The 13,225-nt window shown below is 70.7% G+C and carries 16 protein-coding genes; 9 read left to right on the forward strand and 7 right to left on the reverse strand.

Annotated features, from left to right (window positions below; genetic code table 11):
• The 4 genes from G4D87_RS21605 to G4D87_RS21620 all read right to left on the reverse strand — a co-directional run.
• Positions 1 to 782 (reverse strand): PEGA domain-containing protein (locus G4D87_RS21605; RefSeq protein WP_163783955.1); only part of this gene is annotated, 782 nt, incomplete at its 3' end.
• A 33-nt stretch (positions 783 to 815) separates the two neighbouring features.
• A complete protein-coding gene (locus tag G4D87_RS21610; protein ID WP_163783956.1) occupies positions 816 to 1,994 on the reverse strand; it encodes a serine/threonine-protein kinase in 1,179 nt (392 codons plus the stop codon).
• 117 nt (positions 1,995 to 2,111) lie between these two features.
• Positions 2,112 to 2,819: an imm11 family protein gene (locus G4D87_RS21615; RefSeq protein ID WP_240358478.1), complete on the reverse strand. Its 708-nt coding sequence runs from the start codon at positions 2,817 to 2,819 to the stop codon at positions 2,112 to 2,114.
• Positions 2,820 to 3,018: 199 nt separating this feature from the next.
• Positions 3,019 to 3,726: a UDP-2,3-diacylglucosamine diphosphatase gene (locus G4D87_RS21620; protein ID WP_163783957.1), complete on the reverse strand. Its 708-nt coding sequence runs from the start codon at positions 3,724 to 3,726 to the stop codon at positions 3,019 to 3,021.
• 344 nt (positions 3,727 to 4,070) lie between these two features.
• Here G4D87_RS21620 and G4D87_RS21625 point away from each other — a divergent pair, with 344 nt between their 5' ends.
• Both G4D87_RS21625 and G4D87_RS21630 read left to right on the forward strand, forming a co-directional pair.
• Positions 4,071 to 5,036, forward strand: a complete 966-nt coding sequence (locus G4D87_RS21625; protein WP_205507672.1) for an SPFH domain-containing protein — start codon at positions 4,071 to 4,073, stop codon at positions 5,034 to 5,036.
• Positions 5,037 to 5,052: 16 nt separating this feature from the next.
• Positions 5,053 to 5,973, forward strand: a complete 921-nt coding sequence (locus tag G4D87_RS21630) for a diacylglycerol kinase catalytic domain-containing protein (protein WP_163783959.1) — start codon at positions 5,053 to 5,055, stop codon at positions 5,971 to 5,973.
• 55 nt (positions 5,974 to 6,028) lie between these two features.
• On the opposite strand, the gene G4D87_RS21635 is transcribed toward G4D87_RS21630, so the two are convergent.
• Both G4D87_RS21635 and G4D87_RS21640 read right to left on the reverse strand, forming a co-directional pair.
• Positions 6,029 to 6,592: a protease gene (locus G4D87_RS21635; protein ID WP_205507673.1), complete on the reverse strand. Its 564-nt coding sequence runs from the start codon at positions 6,590 to 6,592 to the stop codon at positions 6,029 to 6,031.
• Positions 6,593 to 6,708: 116 nt separating this feature from the next.
• A complete protein-coding gene (locus G4D87_RS21640; RefSeq protein WP_163783961.1) occupies positions 6,709 to 7,212 on the reverse strand; it encodes a peroxiredoxin in 504 nt (167 codons plus the stop codon).
• A 430-nt stretch (positions 7,213 to 7,642) separates the two neighbouring features.
• On the opposite strand from G4D87_RS21640, the gene G4D87_RS21645 reads away from it, so the two are divergent.
• From G4D87_RS21645 to G4D87_RS21675, 7 genes are all read left to right on the forward strand, one after another.
• Entirely contained in the window at positions 7,643 to 8,062 is a 420-nt protein-coding gene (locus tag G4D87_RS21645; RefSeq protein WP_140795462.1) for a PTS sugar transporter subunit IIA, read from the forward strand.
• A gap of 33 nt (positions 8,063 to 8,095) precedes the next feature.
• The gene (locus G4D87_RS21650; protein ID WP_141257940.1) at positions 8,096 to 8,581 is read left to right on the forward strand and encodes a PTS sugar transporter subunit IIB; all 486 of its coding nucleotides are present in this window, start codon (positions 8,096 to 8,098) and stop codon (positions 8,579 to 8,581) included.
• Between the two features lie 4 nt (positions 8,582 to 8,585).
• Positions 8,586 to 9,302, forward strand: a complete 717-nt coding sequence (locus G4D87_RS21655) for a PTS sugar transporter subunit IIC (protein ID WP_163783962.1) — start codon at positions 8,586 to 8,588, stop codon at positions 9,300 to 9,302.
• Entirely contained in the window at positions 9,299 to 10,069 is a 771-nt protein-coding gene (locus G4D87_RS21660; protein WP_163783963.1) for a PTS system mannose/fructose/sorbose family transporter subunit IID, read from the forward strand. The genes G4D87_RS21655 and G4D87_RS21660 overlap by 4 nt, the downstream gene beginning before the upstream one ends.
• 17 nt (positions 10,070 to 10,086) lie before the next feature.
• Positions 10,087 to 10,365: an HPr family phosphocarrier protein gene (locus G4D87_RS21665; RefSeq protein WP_163783964.1), complete on the forward strand. Its 279-nt coding sequence runs from the start codon at positions 10,087 to 10,089 to the stop codon at positions 10,363 to 10,365.
• 46 nt (positions 10,366 to 10,411) lie between these two features.
• Positions 10,412 to 12,265 carry a phosphoenolpyruvate--protein phosphotransferase gene (ptsP, locus tag G4D87_RS21670; RefSeq protein ID WP_163783965.1) on the forward strand — a complete coding sequence of 618 codons (1,854 nt, stop codon included), beginning with the start codon at positions 10,412 to 10,414 and terminating at the stop codon, positions 12,263 to 12,265.
• 135 nt (positions 12,266 to 12,400) lie between these two features.
• Positions 12,401 to 12,850 carry a hypothetical protein gene (locus G4D87_RS21675; RefSeq protein WP_163783966.1) on the forward strand — a complete coding sequence of 150 codons (450 nt, stop codon included), beginning with the start codon at positions 12,401 to 12,403 and terminating at the stop codon, positions 12,848 to 12,850.
• A 19-nt stretch (positions 12,851 to 12,869) separates the two neighbouring features.
• Here the strand turns inward: G4D87_RS21675 and rpsN are convergent, their stop codons facing one another.
• Positions 12,870 to 13,175: a 30S ribosomal protein S14 gene (rpsN, locus tag G4D87_RS21680; RefSeq protein ID WP_163783967.1), complete on the reverse strand. Its 306-nt coding sequence runs from the start codon at positions 13,173 to 13,175 to the stop codon at positions 12,870 to 12,872.
• Between the last annotated feature and the right edge of the window lie 50 nt (positions 13,176 to 13,225).

The following is a 13,225-nucleotide window of genomic DNA, read 5'->3' on the forward strand; positions in this document are numbered from 1 at the left end:
GGGCTGGTGGGCGCGGGCGCCGCGGGAGGCGGCGACTCCACGGTGGCCGGCGCGGTCGCCGAGGGCCTCGGCGCGGGGGCGAGCGCCGCGGTGAGGTCGCGGTTGAGGGAGCGCACGTCGTCCTCGCCCAGCACCACCGTCTCCTCGGCCAGCGTGCGCTCACCCTGCGCGAGCGCCACGCGGTACGTCCCCGCGCGCAGCGGCAGCCGCGCCGGCGTGAGGTCCATGGGCTTGCCGTCCACCCGCACCATCAATCCGGGCGGCGTGGACGTCACCAGCAGCAGTCCGCCGCGCGCCTCTTCCGTGGAAGTGGACTCCTGGCGAGGCTGAGCCCGGGCCGTGCCGCGCGCTGGCCGCGTGCGCTGGACGGAGCGGGCGGGCGCCGGCGTGGGCTCGCGCTGGGCCCGGGCCTGCTCGCCTTGCTGGCGCGCCTGTTCCCGCGTCCGCAGCTCGGCCGCGATGCGCAGCAGCTCCACGAGGTCACCCTGGTCGTCCTTGCGCAGCCGCAGCGCCTCCGTGAAGTCGGCGACGGCCGCGTCGTAGTCCCGGTCCTCCAGCGCGGCCAGGCCCGCGGCGCGGCGGGCTCTGGCCAGCCCTTCATTCGGGTCCTCCCGCGGCGGCTCCTCCGGCGCGGCGGGCGGCGGAGGCGTGGGGACCCGGGTGACGGCGTCCGGCGTGAGCTCGGGAGGGCTGTCGCGCCGACCGCGCACCACGCGATAGGCCACCACGTTGGCGGCGAGCGTGCCCAGGATGATGACGGCAATCCACGTCTTCTGTTTCATCGGAATCTCGTTGCCGCGCCGGGCGGCAGCCGCTCAGGGGGCCAGGTACCAGAACAGCGCTGTGCCCACGGCCGCGCAGCCCGCGGCCAGGGCGATTGCCCACGGAAAGCCCTGAGCGCTCCCTTCGAGTGGCACTTCCACCGCGCCATGCGCCCGCGTGGTGGAGGAGGTGCCGCTCGGCTCGCGCTCGCGCTCGGCGCTGGGGGCGGGCGTCCGGCCCGTGGAGGAGCTGCTGCCATGGGAGGTGCTGGAGGCGGGCAGCGCGGTGGGCGGCGGGCCCGTGACGCTGGATGGAAACAGCTCGGCGACGAGCGCCGCCATCTCATGCGTTCCCGACGCCCACTGCTGGGCGGCGCGGAAGCGCTCCAGGTCGTCCCGCAGCTCCCGGGCACTCTGGTAGCGCGCGGCGGGCTCCTTGCGCAGCAGCCGGAGGATGATGCGCTCCAGCTCCGCGGGGAAGTCGGGCGTCCCCTCCGACGGCGGCGGCACGTTCGCCTGGGACGCGGCCATGATGGTGGCCTCCAGCGTGTCGCGCTTGAACAGGCGGCGCCCGGTGGCGGCCTCGTAGAGGACGATGCCCAGCGAATACAAGTCGGAGCGGTGGTCCAGCTCCTGGCTGGTGATCTGCTCCGGGGACATGTACGGGTACTTGCCCTTCACCACCCCGGCGACGGTGCGCTCCGCGTTGACGGCGCTCTTCACGATGCCGAAGTCCGCCAGCTTGATGATGCCGTCGCGCGACACCAGCACGTTGCCCGGCGTGACGTCGCGGTGCACCAGCTTGAGCGGTGTTCCATCCGGCAGCGTCTTCGCGTGTGCGTACGCGAGCGCGTCCGCCACCGCGAGCCCCACGTCCACCGCCACGCGAATCCCCACCACCCGGCCGCTCCGGAGCGCCTGCCGCAGCAGCCGGTCCAATGAGTGGCCCTGAATCCACTCCATGGCCAGGTAGTACTGGCCGTCCACCCGCCCGAAGTCGAAGACCTGCACGATGTTCGGGTGCGTCAGCAGCGCGGCGACCTTCGCCTCGTCCGCGAACATGCGGCTGAACGACTCCAGGCTGGCGTACTCCGGCAGGACGCGCTTGATGACGCAGGACTTGGCGAACCCGTCGGGGCCGTCGATGGAGGCCAGATAGAGCTGGGCCATCCCGCCGGTCGCCAGCTGCTGGACAAGCCGGTACTTGCCGAATGAGCTGTCCTCGTTGTCCAACGTCGTCCCCAGGTATTTGCTGGAAAACGAGGAAGATATTGTTGGTGCCTCTACCCCACAAGTTTCCAGCCAGGTGGCAAATCTGTTGGAACCCCGGGGGCTGGAGGCGGCGCGGGCTCAGCGGCGCTTGGGCCGGGACTTCTTGGCGGCGGTCTTCTTCCGGCGGGGCTTGCGCGGCGGCTCCGTCACCTCGGCGAAGCGGGCGCCGGTGATGCCGGCATGCTCCAGGGCCTCCTTGATGCCCTCGGACACGATGAGGCTCACCGGCCAGCCCCAGGTGCGGAACACCCGGGCGCCGTTCGTCTTCGTGGGATCAACCCGGAGTCCGCTGACGTTGCGGTAGTGCCCCACGCGCTCGGGGGGGCCGTCCTCGGCGGTGTAGTGGATGACCGCCGCGCAGGCCCGGTCGTCGATGCAGCGCACCAGCCGGGTGGCGACGAGGATGAAGTGGAGCTCGTCGCGGTCCTCCACCTCCACCGGGAGCAGCTGAACGTCATCGGGCGCCAGCTCCCGGAAGACGGAGGCCACCCGCGCGGAGACGACGGGGGTGAGCCCCGCGCCCGCGAGCGAGAAGTCCAGCGGCGGTCCGGGCGGCGTCACCGTCAGGCGCAGCTTGCCCACGCTCCGCACGCGGGCGCCGGAGGTGAAGAGCCAGACGGAGTCCAGCTTCCGGTGGAGCTCCACCGCCACCGGGTCGCTCAGCTCGGGCCGGCCGGGGATGCGGAAGTCATCGTGGAGGTCGAAGTAGCGCGCCAGCCGGGTGGTGCGAGGGGGGGACCGGCGCGCGGCCGGCTTCTTCGTCCGGGGCCGCGCGTCAGCGGGCACGTCAGAGAGGAGCCTCTGCCGGGGGGCACCCGGCGTGGGGCCGGGGCCTCTTGTCGGGGAGCGTCGCGTCAGGACGCGGAGCGCCTCGGTGAGCCGCCTGAACATCCGCCAATGTTACTTCCCCCTGACGCGGTATGGGGGAGGAAGAAGCGGCGGACCGGGCTCCCCGCCGCCTCCCTGCCCGCCCGCGCGCCTGCGGCTACCAGGTGGTGTGCAGCGAGTAGCTCGCGGCCCGGGTGTCCAGGCTGAGGAAGGAGAACTGCCCCTCCGAGCACGTGCCGCTGTTGAGGAACAGCTTGCTGCCGTGCTCCACCCGCAGGCCCAGGTGGGTGTGGCCGGTGACGACGACGTCCGCGTGATGCGCGTTGGCCCGCGCCATGGCCCAGCGCTGGAAGGTGCACCGCTCCGGGTCCGGCAGCGCGTTGGTGATTTTCAGGTCCAGCGCCTGGAACCAGCGGAACATCGCCCGCATCCGCATCCGCCGCAGCCACGCCCCGGCCCACACCGCCGCCTCCGACAGCAGGCGCGCCTTGCGAATCATCCAGTCGTGGTGGTGTCCGTGGGTGAACAGCATCCGCACGCCGTCCGCCTCCAGAATCAACTGGTCGGGCGCCCCCAGCACGGTGCCCGCCACCAGGTCGTGGTTGCCGTGGATGTAGTGGTAGCGCGGCAGCTCGAAGCGCCGGACGATTTCCGGGTGCGCCGCGCGGGCCGCCAGCAGCTCCGCCACCTTCCGCCCGGGCGTGCGCGGGGTGAGCGTCTCGAAGATGTCCCCGAGCAGCACGATTCGCTCGAAGTTGCCTTCCAAGAAACGGAGGAACCGCAGGAAGCCGGAGTCGTCGTGCCCGAAGTGGTCGGCGGCATCACGCCGCCCGAGATGAAGGTCCGAAATCACCGCGATCCGCATGCGCTCTCCCGAAGTGCCCTCGAAAGGTAGGAACTGCGTGCGGCGGCGGAATGGGCGGCGCGCGAAAATCTCGCTGCAACCGGATGCCATTCGTGTGTCGCCACCATGTGCCCTTCCTCGTGGCCCGGCATCACTGAAGCCAACGCCGGGGCTCCTGCCACCCTGCGCACGACCGGCGCATTCGTCCATGAGCCCTGTGTGCTTTGTGTCGCAACGCGGATGAACCGTGATTCGACACCGGACATCCGCGGGCCCGCACCTCGCGCTTCCGCACATTGACTTGATATCGTGTCTGTTGGACACTAACTATGTGTCGTGAAGACACGAAGAGGGGCGGAGGGCCCATGGTCATCGGCTACATGAAGGCGGCACCGACGACGTACGTGATGCGGTTCGAGGGGGGAAAGGTGGTCCAGGAGGGGGCGGGGCTCTCGTTCTTCTACTGGAAGCCGTCGGCGACGCTGGTGTCGGTGCCGCTGTCCAGCGCGGACGTGCCCTTCGTGTTCAACGAGGTGACGCGGGACTTCCAGGCGGTGACGCTGCAAGGGCAGCTCACGTGGCGGGTGACGGACCCGCGCCGGCTCGCCTCGTTGCTGGACTACTCATTGGGCCCCGCCGGGCGCTACCGCTCGGATGACCCGGAGAAGCTGCAGGAGCGGCTGGTGCAGGTGGCGCAGGTGCGGGCGCGCTCGGTGGTGCAGGGGCTGACGCTGCGCGAGGTGCTGGTGCGCTCGGACGCCATTGAGCAGCAGGTGCTGGCGGCCCTGGCCGTGGCGGAGCCGGTGAAGGCGCTGGGCGTGGAGGTCATGGCCTTCTCGCTGCTGTCGGTGAAGCCGGCGCCGGAGATGGCGCGGGCGCTGGAGGCCGAGTCGCGCGAGGCGCTGCAACGCGACGCGGATGAAGCCATCTACGCGCGCCGCAACGCCGCGGTGGAGCAGGAGCGGCGCATCAAGGAGAGCGAGCTGGCCACGGAGCTGGCGGTGGAGGCGCGGCAGCGGCAGATTCGCGAGGCGAAGATGGCCGCGGACATCGCGGTGGAGGAGCAGCGCGCCGCGCTGATGACGCGCTGGAGCGACAACGAGCGGCAGGCCGCGGATGCCCGCGCGTACGCGCTGGAGAAGACGCTGGCCCCCGTGCGCGGGGTGGACTGGAAGACGTTGATGGCCACGTCCGCGGGCGGTGGGGACCCGGCGCTCAACATCGCCCTGGCCTTCCGGGAGATGGCGGAGAACGCGCAGCGCATCGGCGAGCTGAACGTGTCGCCGGACCTCTTGCGCTCGCTGATGGGCGCGACGGGCCGCGAGCGCTGAGGCCGGGGAGGGGACCATGTACGAGAAAATCGTGCTCGTCACCCGCCGCACGCGCATGGCGGGCCTGGTGGAGCGCTTCAACACCAAGAAGCAGGCGAAGTTCTACGTGGAGCACGCGGGCCAGGACTTCGACGAGTTCACCCGCGAGGACGAAGCCTACCGGCGCAACGTGGACACGCTGCGGGAGTCGCTGTCCTTCGGGCTGCCGGTGCAGCAGGTGGACCGGAGCCTGGTGCCCACCTTCCTCTTCACCGGCAAGGAGGTGGTGGTCGTCGCGGGGCAGGACGGGCTGGTGGCGAACGTGGCGAAGTACGTGGGGGAGCAGCCGCTGGTGGGCGTGAATCCGGACCCGGAGCGCTTCGACGGCGTGCTCTTGCCCCATGCGGTTGCGGGCGCGCGCGGGGCGGTGCGGCGGGTGTTGGAGGGCAAGGCGGCCTTCAAGCGCGTCACCCTGGCGGAGGCGCGCCTGGAGGACGGGCAGCGGCTGCTGGCCTTCAACGATTTGTTCATCGGGGCGCGCTCCCATGTGTCCGCGCGCTACCGGCTGCGCACCGGGGACCAGGAGGAGTCCCAGTCCTCCAGCGGCGTGGTGGTGTCCACGGGCGCGGGCGCCACCGGGTGGCTGTCCTCCATCTTCAACCTGGCGCGAGGCGTGACGGCCCACGCGGGTGGGGTGCCGTGCGCGCCCGTGCGCCTGGGCTGGGAGGACCCGCGGCTGATTTTCGTGGTGCGCGAGCCCTTCGCCAGCCGTCACTCGGGCGCCAGCCTGGTGATGGGCGACGTGACGGAGGAGCGCGAGCTGGTGCTGGAGTCGCGGATGGCGTCGGAGGGCGTCATCTTCAGCGACGGCGTGGAGGAGGACTTCCTCCGCTTTGGCGCGGGTGCCACGGCCCGCATCCGCCCCGCGCGGCAGCGCGCCAGGCTGGTGGCGGGCTGACGGCGCGCCACCTCGCGCGGAAGAGCGCGGTCCGCGCGAGGCGCGAGTCTTGCCGTCAGGGCGTGACGGTGACCTCCACCACGGGGCACGGCACTTCCGCCGGCCGGAACCCGCCATTCGGAGCGGGCACCGGTTCGCCTTCCCGGGCGACGTCCATCAGCGGGCCCCGGAACGCGATGCGATACGTGCCCGGCGTCTGCAAGTCATAGTAGCGGGCGACGTCCACCTTGCCTTCCACCGACGTGCCGGGGGAGAGGGTGAGGTAGCTGTCGGCCGTGGGCGGCGCGCGCTTCGCCATGGGCCCCCGGTAGTCGAGCGAGCCGCCGTCACGGGACACGTCGAAGATTTGGTTGAGGACGCCCTCCAGCGGCGTGTGCCAGCCGAGCACGCGCAGGGCCTGCGCCGTGGGATTGCTGAGCTCGAACACCAGCTCCACGGGTTCGCCCGCGCGCACCTGCGCCGGGCCGCTCAGCGTGCACGTCAACGTCGTTGCCATGGCCGGGGCCTCCTGCGTCGCTTCAGCGGATGGCGCCACGTCCTGCCGCGCCGCGCACGCACCGCCCAGCATTCCCAGGGACAGCACCGCGACGCCCCACCGCCTACCGGAAGAGATGAACATGGGCCCACGATAACGCGCTCGAAACGCGCGCAGCCCGGTGTTCTGCATGACGAAGCCGTGGCGTGGCTCCGGGGCGCTGGGCCCTGGCGCCACCGTGGGTGTGTCGCGTCCGTCCGCTACTTCGCGGCGGAGGCCGCCGCGCCACCTTCTTGCGCCAGCGTGCGCACCAGCTCCAGCGCGCGCCGCACGTGCTCGCCGACGCGAATCTGCGACTCGAAGCTGTCGCGGACGATGCCCGACCGGTCCACCACGAAGGTGACGCGTCCAGGCAGCAGGCCCAGGAACGACGAGGACACACCGAAGGCCTCGCGCGCCTCGCCGCGCGCGTCGCTGAGCAGCTTGAAGGGCAGCCGGTGCTTCGCCGCGAAGCCTTCGTGCGAGCCCACCGAATCGCCGCTGATGCCCACCACCTCCGCGCCCGCGGCGACGAAGTCCTCGTACTGGTCTCTCAGTCCGCAGGCCTGCGCCGTGCAGCCGGGCGAGTCGTCCTTCGGATAGAAGTAGACGACCAACACCTTCTGGCCCACCAAATCCCGCAGCCGCACCGACTGCCCTCCCGCGCCGGTGAGGGTGATGTCGGGTACCGCATCGCCTTGCTTCAGCAACTTCGTCTTGGCCATGACGTCCTCGCGTCGCCCCGGAGTCAGGCCGGTGCGTTCAACGCTGGGCACATCCCATCCGGCCCGCCGCGTCCCCACAAGTAATCCGCCGTGTGGAAAGACGGGCGTCAAAGACGACCTCCGGATGCCTGCTTGCCTCCCTGGCGGTTGATACGGCACCTAATGATGGGTGTCCGTCTCAACGCATCCTGGAAGTCGCCAGCGCATCTCATAGAGTGTGGGGGAAGCGGTGTCGCTCCCCCGTCCGGCAGGCGACAGCCCTGTGCGCGGCCGGACCCGAAATTTCGGGCACCCCTGCTGTGGTCGTCTTAGCTTTCGAATCGGGAAGAGGCAGCTTAGGTCAGAGGTCAGGGCGGAAACTTTCGCCGGAGTTGCGCGCCGCAGCGTTCAGGCGTAGGACGCAACTTCGGGGGGTTGGTCAGGAGCGGACATGGTCGGCCTCGTCGTCGCAGCGCACGGACGTCTGGCGGAGGAGCTGGTCTCCACCGCGGAGCAGATCGTGGGAGAGCTTCCCGCGGTGGCAACCTGCAACATTGAGCCTGGGACTCCTGTCGAGGACATCCGGGCGAAGATGAAGCAGGCGATTGCCCGCGTGGATGAGGGAGCGGGTGTCATCATCCTGGCCGACCTCTTCGGAGGTACGCCCTGTAAGGAGTCGCTGATGATGTGTCAGCGAATGAATGTGGAGGTCCTTGCTGGCGTCAACCTGCCCATGCTGCTGAAGGCGAACTCGCTCCGCTCGGAGGAGCTGTCGCTACCGGAGATGGCCAACCAGCTGGCTTCCCACGGCCAGCGCAACATCACCTGCGCATCCGCCCTGCTTCGCGAGGCACAGCAGCCGCGAACTTGACGGACCCGCGCGGGTCGGCGATTCGAGACTGCCGTGATCACCCTGGTCCGCGTCGACAACCGCCTCATCCATGGTCAGGTCGTCGAGGCCTGGCTCCCGTTCCTCAAGGTCTCCCGAGTGGTCGTGGCGGATGACGAGGCGGCCTCCAGCCCTCTCATCCGAGCGGCCATGGCCCTGGCCGTGCAGAGCGCCATCGAGGTGCAGATCCTGCCCCTGTCCCAGGTGGACTTCGCCGCCCTGTCCAAGGACGGGGTGCGCACCCTGGTGTTGCTGAGGGATGTGGCCTCGGTGCCCTTCGCGCACGCGCATGGGCTGGCGATGGATGAGCTGAACCTGGGCAACGTGCACTTCGGCACCGGCCGCAGGCAGGTCTCCCCGTCCGTCTTCCTGGCGGAGGCCGAGCTGACGACGCTCCAGCAGCTGGCGGACCAGGGCGTCCGGGTGACGGCCCGCGCGGTGCCCGCCGAGAAGCCCGTGGACCTGCCGGACCTCCGCGAGCGGTGGGCGAAGGCCGGGTGAGCGCGTGAGCGTCGTCTGGACCCACGTGGCGCTCGCGGGGCTGTGGGGCGGACTGGTGGCGCTGGAGCGCAAGGCGTTCCTCCAGGCCATGCTGTCCCGGCCCCTGGTCGCCGCCACGGTCATGGGCGCCCTGCTTGATGACGTGGCGTCGGGCCTGGCCATTGGCATGCTCCTGGAGCTCTTCTTCCTGGGCACCGCCAACCTGGGCGCCGCGCTGCCGGAGAACGACACCCTGGCGGCCACCGGCGCCAGCGCCGCGGCGGCCACGCTGTCCGCGGCCACGGGCGCCAGCTCCACGCCGGCCATCTGGTCGCTCGCCGTGCTGCTCTTCATCGGCCTGGGACGCGTGGGGCGCAGGGGTGACCGGCTGCTGGAGGGCTACACGGCGCGACTGGCGCGGGTGGCGCTGGCCTCCGCGGAGGCTGGGAACCTCACCCGCGCCATGCGGCAGAACCTGTGGGGCATGTGGCCCCACTTCGCCGTGTACGGCGCGCTCACCGCGCTCTGCGCGCTGCTGGGCTTCTTCATCGAGCCGCTGCTCCAGGCGCTGCCCCCCGTGGTGGTGCGCGGGCTGGCGTGGGCCTGGCCGGCCATGGCGTCCGTGGCGGCGGCCATCGCGGCGCAGGGCAGCCACGCGCGGCGCGCGCCGCTCTACGCGGGGCTGGGCGCGGCGGTGGTGACGGTGTCCGTCGTGTGTGTCCTCCTCCTGGAGGACCGATGAGCACCACGCCCCAGGCCGCGCTCTCCTTCGGCGTGCTGCTGCGCGTCTTCCTGCGCTCGCTCTTCCTCCAGGCGTCGTGGAACCCCAAGGGCATGCAGAACCTGGGGCTGGCCTACGCCGTCTACCCCGCGCTGATGGCGCTGTACCCGCGGGGGCCCGCGCGCGAGGAGGCGGTGCGCCGGCATCTGGTCTTCTTCAACACGCACCCCTACGTCGCGGCGGCGATTGTCGGCGGCGTCATCAACCACGAAGAGCGCATCGCCCGGGGCGAGGAGACGCCGGACAAGGTGGTGGCCTTCAAGGCCGCGCTCATGGGGCCCCTGGCCGCGCTGGGGGACGGCTTCTTCTGGCTGTCCCTCAAGCCCGCGACGGGGGCGGTGAGCGCCGCGCTGGTGCCGCTGCTGGGCGTGTGGGCGGTGCCGCTGTTCCTGGTGCTCTACAACCTGGTGCACCTGCTGCTACGGGTTCGCCTGTATTGGCTGGGCCTGACGCTGGGTGACAGGCTGGTGGAAGCAGTGGCTCGCGCCAACCTCCCCGCGCGGGGGGCCCGGCTGCGGGCGGTGGCGGCGGCGAGCGCGGGCGGTGTGGCCGCCTGGCTGGCGGTGTCATTCGGGGCCAACGCGGGGGGGCTGTATGCGCCCCTGCTGGCGGCAGGGTGCCTGGCCCTGGGGGTGGCGTCCTACGTGCTGGTCAGCCGTCGGGTGCCGAACTACGTGGTGCTCTATGTCGCGGCGGGCCTGGCCTGCGTGGCGGGAGCATTCCTCTAAGGAGAGTGGGAGTCGCGATGGCAAGCGTGGTCGAAGGGACATACGAGATCATCAACGCGCTGGGGCTGCACGCCCGGGCCGCGGCGCAGATGGTCAAGGTGGCCAACCGGTTCAAGAGCGAGGTCACCATCGAAGCCCAGGGACAGCAGGCCAATGCCAAATCCATCATGGGCGTGCTGATGCTCGCGGCGGCCCAGGGCACCCAGGTGAAGCTCACCTGCAAGGGCGACGACGCGGAGGCCTGTCTCCAGGAGCTGGCGAAGCTCATTGGAGACCGGTTCGGCGAGGCGCAGTGAAGGGTCGTTCGAATAACGCGGTAGACGGACAGGAGCGGAAGGAACCGTGAGCAGCCAGGCCACCCCCACTTTGAGGTTGTTGGGCATTGGCGCCTCTCCCGGCGTGGCGGTGGGGCACGCCTTCATCCTGGACCGCAAACGCATCCGCACGCCCAAGCTGCGGCTGGCGGAGGCGGAGGTCGAGCCCGAGCGGATGCGGATGAAGACGGCCATCGACCTGTCCGACCGCCAGCTCGCCGAGCTGAAGGACCAGATTACGCGCACCGAGGGCAGCGACCACGCCCTCATCCTGGAGGCGCACCGGTTGATGCTCCACGACCCCATGCTCGTGGACGAGGTGAACCGGCTCATCATCGAGGACCGCATCAACGCCGAGTGGGCCGTCCGGCGGGTGGCGCGCAAAATCAAGCACCTGTTCGACAACATCCCGGACGAGTACTTCCGCGAGCGCCGCTCGGACGTGGACTACGTCGCCGACCGCATCATCCGCAACCTGATGGGGCAGGTGGTGGACGAGGAAGTGGAGGTCCCCGCGCAGGCCATCGTCGTCGCGCACGACTTGTCCCCGGCGGACGCGGCGCTGATGGCGCGCAGCGGCCGGGTGGCGGGCTTCGTGACGGACCTGGGCGGCCAGACGAGCCACACCGCCATCGTCGCCCGCGCGCGGGAGACGCCCGCGGTGGTGGGCGCCGGCCGGGCCAGCGAGCAGATTTCGCCGGGCGACCTGGTGGCCATGGATGGCATCCGGGGCGTGGTGCTGGTGAACCCCTCGGACGAGCAGCTCGCCGTCTTCCGCGAGGAGCAGCGCCGCCACCAGGAGAGCGAGCGGCTGGCCCTGGCGACCAAGGATTTGCCCGCGGTCAGCACCGACGGCTTCCAGATTCGCCTCTACGGCAACATCGAGTTCCTGGAGGAGATCCCCTCGCTGCTGGCGCACGGCGCGGAGGGCATTGGCCTGTACCGCACCGAGTTCATGTTCCTGGACCGGAAGACGGCGCCCACCGAGGAGGAGCACTACCGCGCCTACCGCCAGGTGCTGGAGGCCATGGGCGGACGCCCCGTCACCATCCGCACGTTGGATTTGGGCGGCGACAAGGTGCCGGGCAAGACGAAGCACGAGAAGGAACCCAACCCGGCCATGGGCCTGCGGGCCATCCGCTACTGCCTGTCCAACCGGGAGCTGTTCCGCACCCAGCTGCGCGCCGTGCTGCGCGCCAGCGTGCACGGCAACCTGCGGCTGATGTTCCCCCTCATCTGCGGGGTGAGCGAGCTGCGCGAGGCTCGCAGTGAGCTGGAGGCCTGCCGCACGGAGCTGGGCCGCGCGGGGGTGCCCGTGGGCAAGCGCTTCCCCGTGGGCATCATGGTGGAGACGCCCAGCGCGGCCACCATCGCCGACCGGCTGGCCCAGGAGGCGGACTTCTTCTCGGTGGGGACCAACGACCTCATCCAGTACTCGCTGGCCATCGACCGCCAGAATCGCGAGGTCGCCTACCTCTACCGGCCCCTCCACCTGTCCGTGCTCCGGCAACTGCGCGGCATCATCGACGCGGGCCGGGCGGCCAACATCCCCGTGTCCATGTGTGGGGAGATGGCGGGAGATCCGCTCTACACGCTGATGCTGCTGGCGCTGGGCTTCGACGAGCTGTCCATGACGTCGGGGCAGATACCGGTGGTGAAGCGCTTCCTGCGCCGGGTGAGCCGCGTGGACGCCATGGAGCTGCTGCAGAACGCCATGGAGCTGACCACGGCGGAGGAAATCGAGCGCTACGTGCGCACGGAGATGGACCGCCGCTTCAGTGAGACGATGGAGCCGGGCGCGCCGGGTGTAGGGAACGCGGAGCCCACGGACCACGAGCCCTCCGAGCACGGGGCGCCGCCCTCGGGACGGAACACGGCTTGATGCCGCCGCGCCCGTGAGGGCGGGGCGGACGGCGGTGGCTTGCCAACATGCCTACCGGACCCGGAGGGGATTCCGGACGCGAGCCGTCGTGTGCACCTTGCCGGGACGAGCGCAGGGGCTCGCCCAGGAGCAAGCATGTTCAATCCCGCCAACATCCAGATGGGTATGACCGCGAGAGACCGGGACGGTGAGAAGGTCGGCACCATCATCGCCGCGGACGCGGCGGGTTTCTTCATCGGCAGGGGGCGCCTCTTCACGCGCGACTGCCGGAGGTCCTTCTCGGATGTGGCGGACATCGACGGCGAGGATGTCTACCTGCGTGAGGAGTTGTCGCACCTGCCGGACCTCAAGCCGGAGGCCCTGGCGCCCGCGCGGCGCGCCTCCACCACGGCGGGCCTGCCGCTCCAGCACGATTTGACGGGCGGACTGGGCTGGGCGTACGACGACGCCGACGAAGAGCCCCCGGTGTCGTCTTCGGCCCGGGAGCCCTCCGGCATGGCGCGGCAGTGGGCCAGCGGGGAGGGCGAAGCGGCGCCTCGTCGCCAGGCGCCTTCCTCGGATGTGCGGCGGCACACGCGCCACTGAGCGGCCGCCGCGGCGTGGCTCACCAGCTCGACTTGATGACGCCGGGAATCTCTCCCTGGAGCGCCTTGTCGCGGAACGCGATGCGCGACAGGCCGAAGCGCCTCAGGTTGCCCCGGGGCCTCCCCGTCAGCGCGCAGCGGTTCGTCACGCGGTTGGGGTTCGCGTCGCGGGGCAGTGCCGCCAGCGCGTCCTGCGCTGCCCGCCGCTCCTCATGAGACAGGGTGAGGTCGCGGATGCTTGCCTTCAGCGCCGCGCGGCGCTTCGCGTACTTCGCGACCAGGGCCTTGCGCTGCTCGTTGCGCGCGACCTTGCTCTTCTTCGCCATGGCTGTGTCTTTCTCGCTCAGGGGCTTGGGGGAGGAACGACGTTGAGGTG

The sequence above is a fragment of the Myxococcus vastator genome, from assembly GCF_010894475.1.
In the GTDB taxonomy this organism is placed as follows: domain Bacteria; phylum Myxococcota; class Myxococcia; order Myxococcales; family Myxococcaceae; genus Myxococcus; species Myxococcus vastator.

Coding starts and splice junctions, on each gene's coding strand:
- G4D87_RS21645 (WP_140795462.1), top strand. CDS start 7,643: ATGGTCGGCCTCGTCGTCGCAGCGCACGGACGTCTGGCGGAGGAGCTG.
- G4D87_RS21625 (WP_205507672.1), top strand. CDS start 4,071: ATGGTCATCGGCTACATGAAGGCGGCACCGACGACGTACGTGATGCGG.
- G4D87_RS21635 (WP_205507673.1), bottom strand. CDS start 6,592: ATGTTCATCTCTTCCGGTAGGCGGTGGGGCGTCGCGGTGCTGTCCCTG.
- G4D87_RS21665 (WP_163783964.1), top strand. CDS start 10,087: ATGGCAAGCGTGGTCGAAGGGACATACGAGATCATCAACGCGCTGGGG.
- rpsN (WP_163783967.1), bottom strand. CDS start 13,175: ATGGCGAAGAAGAGCAAGGTCGCGCGCAACGAGCAGCGCAAGGCCCTG.
- G4D87_RS21620 (WP_163783957.1), bottom strand. CDS start 3,726: ATGCGGATCGCGGTGATTTCGGACCTTCATCTCGGGCGGCGTGATGCC.
- G4D87_RS21660 (WP_163783963.1), top strand. CDS start 9,299: ATGAGCACCACGCCCCAGGCCGCGCTCTCCTTCGGCGTGCTGCTGCGC.
- G4D87_RS21675 (WP_163783966.1), top strand. CDS start 12,401: ATGTTCAATCCCGCCAACATCCAGATGGGTATGACCGCGAGAGACCGG.
- G4D87_RS21640 (WP_163783961.1), bottom strand. CDS start 7,212: ATGGCCAAGACGAAGTTGCTGAAGCAAGGCGATGCGGTACCCGACATC.
- G4D87_RS21630 (WP_163783959.1), top strand. CDS start 5,053: ATGTACGAGAAAATCGTGCTCGTCACCCGCCGCACGCGCATGGCGGGC.